A 5342-nucleotide genomic window follows, 5' to 3' on the forward strand; every position below is an offset into this window, starting at 1 on the left:
TTAGGTTCTTTCTTAAATAAGTTGCAATAATTTAGAAAAAGCCAATAAACAAAAGGGCTCTGGAAGAATTATAATATTTCACGTAAACTTTAAATATTATGGATAAAAAAACACTCAATAAATTAATAAATTTACCTGGATATGAAGTAGAAGAAATACTATTTTTTAATGACGAAGAACTCCATTTATTAATGGGACCTTCTAAGAAAAATATTGCGATTTGTTCGTTTTGTAAAAAACCTCATATTCAAGGATATCATAGCGAAGAAATAGCAATTGCCGAAGACCATAGCATATCTGGACGAAGAGTATATTTGCACATAAGAAAACGCAAATATCGTTGCCCAGAAGACAAGCGAATCCACGTAGAGGATACGCCTTGGTTGAAATTATTTGCCAGAATAACAAATCGATATGTAAAACAAATAAACAGGCTGACGGCAATTACTACAAATCAAGAAGCTGGTTGGTATTTAGGTTTAAATGATGAGGTCGTTTATAGAGCTGATAAACGAGCATTAGAAGAGCAAGCGAAAGAAAAGTTAGACCCTATACCTGCAGGAATTCATTTAAGTGTTGATGAAGTTAGTTATAAAAAATATCATCGTTACTTAACTAATGTGATTGATACTGATCGTAAGTTAGTTATTTGGAATGCAAAAGGTAGAAAGGCTGAAATTTTAGACCAATACTATCAAGGAATTGGTAAGGTAAATTGCGAAAAAATTGAATCAGTGGCTATGGATGGAGCCAGAACATACATTAGTTCGACAACTCGGCATGCAGTTAATGCCTTAATTGTTTATGATAAATTCCATTTAGCTCAGAAGCTCAATAATACTGTTGATGAAGTGAGGAAACTGGAGCTGGCGAAGGCAAAAAAAAACGATAACGATGAATTGGCAGAAATGATGGGATGCAAGCAAAGATTTATTCTATTGAAAAATAAAGATAATTTAACCAGCACACAAGCTAATAATCTTGAGAAAATTTGCCAAATTAACAAGCCAATATATGAGGCGATGTTGCTAAAAGAGACCTTTTTACAAATATATTCTATGGGTGATAATTTTGTTGATATAACTAATCATTTATTAGATTGGTTTATTCAAGCTAGTAATAGCAACAGTAAACCTTTTCAGCTGTTAGCAAATAAGCTTTTTGAGAAAATTGCCTATATTTTAAACTGGTTTAAACAAAAAATTAGTTCAGCTATTTCGGAGGGGTTTAACAATAAAATTAAACGTTTAAAAAGGATGGCTTATGGGTACAAAGATATTGATTATTTTCGATTAACAATTCACCAACATTGTGGTCTATTAAATCCTAGACTTGCAACTTAAATAAGAAAGAACCACAAAAAAGCTGGATAACATACCTCAACTATACTTTTCAACTACCTCCAAAAATACCATTCCATATTTATTAAGCTTGTAATCTCCAACTCCAGAGATACTAGCCATTTCCTTCATAGTTTTCGGCTTTTTATCAGCCATATCAATTAAGGATTTATCACTAAAAATAATATATGGTGGCATGTTTTCTTGTTTAGCAAAAGAAAGCCTAAGTTTCTTAAGTTCATTAAATAAATTAATATCCTCGCTTGCTGTTAGAGAAGTTTTGTTGATGGTGTTGTTTCGCTTATTCTTTGTTTTGCTTTCTAAAATATATTTTCTTAATTCAACCTTTTCCCCACCATCTTTCAACATCTTCATTGTTTTAGCATTGGTTCTTAAGGAGGAATATTGCATATCAATATCAATGTATCCTAAAATAACTAGCTGTCTGATTATAGACCTCCATTGAGCATCGCTAACATCCGCACCTATGCCAAAGGTGCTTAGCTTGTCATGCTGGAAATTTCTTATTTTCTCATCTGCCTTACCAATTAAAATATTAACAATATGCCCTACTCCAAAGCCATACCTCTCTGTTTGTGCTCGATAAATACAAGACAAAGCTTTCTGGGCATCAATCGTTGCATCATAAGTAACTGGAGGTTCATTGCAATTATCACAATTATTGCATTTATGTTTTGACTCTTCACCAAAATATTCTAACAAAATTGTTCTTCTACAATGAATTGCCTCAACATAAGCAATTAGTGAATTCAATTTTTGATGTTCAAGACGTTTCTGAGACTGCGGCGACTCAGAGTTTTCAATAAATTGACGTAACTGAACTATGTCCTTTAACCCATAAACCATCCAGGCATCAGCAGGCAGGCCATCTCGACCAGCACGACCTGTCTCTTGATAATAGGCTTCAACACTTTTTGGCAAATCAAGATGCGCAACAAATCTAACATCTGGCTTATCAATGCCCATACCAAAAGCAATCGTTGCTACCATAATAACTGCTTCTTCTTTGATAAATCTTTCTTGATTTATTGTTCGTGTTTTATTATCCATACCCGCATGATAAGGAAGCACATCAAATCCTTCTTTTTTCAAAAACTCAGCAATAGTTTCTACCCTTTTTCTGGAAATACAGTAAACTATTCCTGAATCATTTTTATGCTCTGTTTTTATAAACTGCAAAAGCTGTTGTTGTTCTTTATCTTTAGTTTTAACAATGTATTCAATATTCGGTCTATCAAAGCTAGACACAAAAACTTTTCCCTTCTCAAGATTCAAGTTCTTGATAATATCTGTTCTAGTAATCTCATCTGCTGTTGCTGTTAAGGCAATTCTGGGGACTTTGGGAAATGTTTCCTTTAATGCAGAAAACTTTATATACTCTGGTCTAAAGTTATGACCCCATTGAGATACGCAATGAGCCTCATCAATAGCAAAAAGTGAAAGCTTGGATTGTTTTAAAAGCGACAGAAACTCCTCTGTATTTAGTTTTTCTGGAGAAACATAAACTAAATCTAGTTCATTTTTAAGTATTTTATCTTCAACTAATTTCTTTTCAGCAAAGCTTAAACTTGAATTTAAAAACTCTGCCTTAATCCCTAGATTTTTCAAGGCGGTTACCTGATCTTGCATGAGAGCAATTAAAGGAGAAACAACAATAGCAACGCCTTCAAGGCAGATAGCAGGAATTTGAAAACAAAGAGATTTCCCTCCGCCAGTAGGCATAAGAACTAGAGAATCATTTCCCTTTAATAAATGTTCAATAACTTCTAATTGTTTTCCTCGAAAGCTCTTGTATCCAAAAACTTTAGTTAATATCTCTAATGGATTTTCAATGTTAATTTTCTAGCTCTTTTCCTTTATAAAATATAATTGTTTTGTTTATTATACGTTAGCTGAGTGTTTAAATGAAGAAACTAACTTAACTAATATACCTACGACGATAGCTGTCATACTGCATGTGTTATAAGGAAGATAAACAAGCTTATGACCAGCTTTCCTTTAATAAATAGCCTTGCTCGCATATAATATAATTTATCAAACGAACTTTCTTGGGAAGTATTAAATAAATCGAAGGGATAAACATTGCAACAAACCCAAACCTTCCTCTTCTACGATCTAGAAACCTATGGTCTACACCCTCAAGTAGACCGCATTACCCAATTCGCTTGTGTGCGTACCAATGAAGACCTCGTTCCGATTGGTGAACCACTCGTTTTATTCTGCAAATTAACAGAAGACTATTTACCAGAAATAGAAGCCTCTTTAGTGCATGGGATTACTCCTAAATTTGTTATGGAAAACGGAATTTCTGAATATGAATTTGCTAAAAAAATACATAAAGAATTCAGCATTCCCAATACCTGCGTAGTAGGATATAACAATATTCGTTTTGATGATGAGTTTATTCGCAACCTTTTCTATCGCAATTTTTTTGATCCTTACTATCGAGAATGGGCTAACGGTAATTCTCGCTGGGATATCATAGATCTTATCCGCTTAGTTCATGATTTGCGCCCAGAAGGCATTAACTGGGTAATTAATGAAGACAACAAACCAAGCTTCAGGCTGGAAGAATTGACCGTAGCAAATAACTTAGAACACGCTGATGCCCATGATGCCTTATCAGACGTCTATGCAACTATTGCTTTATTAAAATTAATTAAAGAAATGCAACCAAAAACTTTTTCATTTTTTTATGCCAATCGCTTTAAACAAGAAATACTTAAATTGGTTTATCGTAGCCCTGAAGATATTTTTGTTCATACCTCTAATATGTTCACCTCTGTCAATGGATGCACAACTCTTATGACTCCTCTAATGCGACACCCCAAGAACAATAACTGTGTTCTAGCCTATGACCTGCGATATAGTCCAAATGAGCTCATAAACTCCTCTACAATAGATATTGAGAAGCGGCTGTTCACCAGAGACCTTGCTAATGAACAAAGAATCCACGTTAAGGGCGTACATATTAATAAATGCCCAATAGTAGCACCAATAGATGTTGTGGATGAAGCGTCTCTGAAAAGATTAAATATAGATATAGTTACCTGCAAAGACAATTTAAAATTAATAGAAAAAAACAAAGAAGCTATCAAGGAAAAATTAACTATAATTTACGAAAAAGAAATAGATATAAATGTCTCTGAAATAGATCCTGAACGTCAGATATATTCTGGTGGATTCTTTGATGATAAAGACAAACAAATGTTAGCTCAAATCCATTCTACTAAACCTGAAAAATTACTTAACTTAAAAAATAAATTTTTGGATAAACGTATCAGTGAACTATTGTGGCGTTTTGTTGCTAGAAACTTTCCAGAAGTTTTAAGTAAAGAGGATTCCATAAAATGGAAAAAGTTTTGTGAAGATAGGCTAATTAATCCCATGATTGATGAAAAACCAGATATCTTTGTTTATAAAGAAAAATTGGAAACTATACTCTCTGGGCAATTATCTGAAAGAGACCAAAATGTTCTTTCTTCTCTTTCTTCTTATGTAAATTCATTAGAGACATCTTTAAAGTAAGTTTTTGTAATCTTTATATAGCGAAGATTTTGACGAAGGAGTTTACATTGAGAGGAACCGTAAATGACTGAGAAGAAAGCAAAGCTATGGGACATTTAAATGGTGGACAGAGTTGGATTCGAACCAACGTACGGTCACCCGAGCAGATTTACAGTCTGCCGCCTTTAGCCACTCGGCCATCTGTCCATTTAATATATTCCATAACTATATCAATTTTCTGTTACAGCTTAAAGCCTTTAGCTCCCGAAAGGTTCGAAATCTTTGATTTCGCTTCCTTTCGAGGATTCTCGAGAAATTACAAAATCAAAGATTTTTATTTCTCGGAACACTCGGCCATCTGTCCATTTAATATATTCCATAACTATATCAATTTTCTGTTACAGCTTAAAGCCTTTAGCTCCCGAAAGGTTCGAAATCTTTGATTTCGCTTCCTTTCGAGGATTCTCGAGAAAT

The 5342-nt window shown here is 33.6% G+C and carries 3 protein-coding genes and 1 tRNA gene; 2 read left to right on the forward strand and 2 right to left on the reverse strand.

All coding sequences use genetic code 11. The features are described from left to right. The first annotated feature begins 98 nt into the window (after positions 1–98). The gene (locus PHF25_02595) at positions 99–1343 is read left to right on the forward strand and encodes an ISL3 family transposase (protein ID MDD4526909.1); all 1245 of its coding nucleotides are present in this window, start codon (positions 99–101) and stop codon (positions 1341–1343) included. 36 nt (positions 1344–1379) lie between these two features. Here PHF25_02595 and recQ read toward each other — a convergent pair whose 3' ends face one another. Then, positions 1380–3200 carry a DNA helicase RecQ gene (gene recQ, locus PHF25_02600; GenBank protein ID MDD4526910.1) on the reverse strand — a complete coding sequence of 607 codons (1821 nt, stop codon included), beginning with the start codon at positions 3198–3200 and terminating at the stop codon, positions 1380–1382. Positions 3201–3443: 243 nt separating this feature from the next. Between recQ and sbcB the strand changes: the two genes are divergently transcribed. Continuing rightward, the gene (gene sbcB, locus PHF25_02605; GenBank protein MDD4526911.1) at positions 3444–4889 is read left to right on the forward strand and encodes an exodeoxyribonuclease I; all 1446 of its coding nucleotides are present in this window, start codon (positions 3444–3446) and stop codon (positions 4887–4889) included. A 100-nt stretch (positions 4890–4989) separates the two neighbouring features. Here sbcB and PHF25_02610 read toward each other — a convergent pair. After that, positions 4990–5075, reverse strand: a tRNA-Tyr gene (locus PHF25_02610). Positions 5076–5342 lie beyond the last annotated feature (267 nt).

The organism is Candidatus Margulisiibacteriota bacterium (genome assembly GCA_028706105.1).
Classification (GTDB): domain Bacteria; phylum Margulisbacteria; class Riflemargulisbacteria; order GWF2-35-9; family DYQY01; genus DYQY01.

Bases quoted from the DNA above. Each gene is read 5' to 3' on its own strand.
- PHF25_02595 (MDD4526909.1), top strand. From the start codon at position 99: ATGGATAAAAAAACACTCAATAAATTAATAAATTTACCTGGATATGAA.